We start from the raw sequence: 258 nt of genomic DNA on the forward strand, positions 1-258 counted from the left end.
ATGCAGGTGCTGTCCCGCCGCACCAAGAACAACCCGGTGCTCATCGGTGAGCCCGGCGTGGGCAAGACCGCCGTGGTCGAGGGCCTGGCCCAGAAGATCATCAAGGGCGAGGTGCCGGAGACGCTGAAGGACAAGCAGCTCTACACGCTTGACCTGGGTGCCCTGGTCGCCGGCTCGCGGTACCGCGGTGACTTCGAGGAGCGCCTGAAGAAGGTGCTCAAGGAGATCCGCACCCGCGGCGACATCATCCTGTTCATC

Annotated in this window: 1 protein-coding gene; it reads left to right on the forward strand. The window is 65.1% G+C overall.

Translation table 11 applies throughout. The annotated features are described in order from the left end of the window. Positions 1-258: AAA family ATPase (locus tag OP04_RS48225; protein WP_033346828.1), on the forward strand; the 258-nt coding region annotated here is incomplete at both ends.

This window comes from Catenuloplanes japonicus (genome assembly GCF_000717135.1).
GTDB lineage: Bacteria > Actinomycetota > Actinomycetes > Mycobacteriales > Micromonosporaceae > Catenuloplanes > Catenuloplanes japonicus.